General features: G+C 39.2%; 1 protein-coding gene. It reads right to left on the reverse strand.

Annotated features, from left to right (window positions below):
• On the reverse strand, nt 1-1,656 hold a 1,656-nt coding region (locus ABZB17_RS22385; protein ID WP_372653880.1), incomplete at its 3' end, for an ABC transporter permease.
• Nucleotides 1,657-1,682 lie beyond the last annotated feature (26 nt).

A 1,682-nucleotide genomic window follows, 5' to 3' on the forward strand; every position in this document is an offset into this window, starting at 1 on the left:
ATTTTGCTTGTCGGCAGTAATTTCATTTGAAAAATTACGACCTGCAACAAACTCAACATTCATCATTTCAAGGTAATGGCCGTCGATGCGTGTGGTTTCCATCCCCACAGGATGCGGAGTATTTTGGTTCTGCCATTCTCCGTTTTGCTTCCACGAAATCCCAACAGTTCCGTTCACCTGCTGAAACGGGGGGCAATCTTTTAAACTAATTTCAGTAATGTTCGGATTTTCAGTTAATGAATGCCTCACCACCGAAATTTTCTGATTTATATTTCCCCGTAAATAAGTGTATGCAATCTGATCAGTTTCAAATCCAAGTTTTTTGTGGTTGATATACTGCATCTGTTTGTTTACTACAATGGTAGCCACAATAAGCAAAACAGCGATAACATTCTGAAAAACCACCATACTTTTCAAAACACCTGACTTTTGTATGTTGTAACGGTTCATCAGTTCGATGGCTTTTGCACGCGAAAACACAAGTGCCGGATAAATTGTACAAAGCGTGAGGGTAAAAAACAATACCAGCGCCATGATGCCAATAAATCCAGGCATAAAAACATGTTCATTAAAAGGCTTTCCAATCATGTTTTGAAATGGAGCCCGAAGCACTCCTATAGCTATTATCGCCAAAATGAACGAAACAATTATCAGTACAGCATTTTCAGCAATGCTATTCAGAAAAACCGTTTTGCGGCTTGCTCCACATACTTTTGCAACAGATGTGGCCTTTTGCCTTTTTGCAAACATTGAAACGGTAAGATTTACAAAGTTGATGCAGGCAAGTAACAAAATCAGCAAAGCAACCGAACCAAAAATGTATAAATAGCGGAAGTCGCCTGTTTCTCCCAAACGGTTGTTAACCGAGTAGTCGAGATAAATACTCCCCAATGGCCGCAGATATGCAGATATTTCACCGGATTGAAGGTGTGGCATTCCGTTCGACTTTGCAACTCTTGTAATTTCTTGTCCGATATTTTCAGGATTGCTGCCCGGAGTTAATAAAACATAGGTACGAAAATTGGGATCTCCCCATAATAATCCGCAGAGCTGGTATTCCTCCAGCAGTTTTTGAGGTAAAACATAATCGAACTGAATGTGCGATTGTGGTGGTAAATCTTTGATTACAGCATAAATCGTAACAAACTCTTGTCCTCTTATCTGAATTTCTTTTCCCAAAGGATCTTCATTCCTAAAATAGCGTTTGGCAAACGATTCTGTAATAACTATTCCTTCCACATGCTCCAGCGCTTTAACCGGGTCTCCATACAAAGTCTGAAAACTAAACATCCTGAATAGCTGTGGATCGGCAGTAATTCCGTTTTCTTCGAAATACATATTTTCCTTGTATTTGAAGGCAAATCCGGGAGCATTTCTTAAACGCGCAGCCAACTTTACATTTGCAATCTCATCTTCGATTACAGGTGCCAGTGGGTTGGGTGTTCCCGCCATCGACATCTCTTCTTTTTGATTTTTGAAATTAATCTGGTAGATATCGGCATAGTTTGTATTAAACTTGTCATATTCAGTTTCGTTGTAAATCCATGCCAGAATCATAAAAACACAAGTCAGGCCAATTGTCAGCCCCAAAAGATTGAGCACAGAAAATAACTTGTGCTTCAACAAACTTCGGATTATCATTTTCAGATTTTTCATTCTTAACTTGTTTTGTTATTCGTATC

Source organism: Draconibacterium sp. (assembly GCF_041583095.1).
In the GTDB taxonomy this organism is placed as follows: domain Bacteria; phylum Bacteroidota; class Bacteroidia; order Bacteroidales; family Prolixibacteraceae; genus Draconibacterium.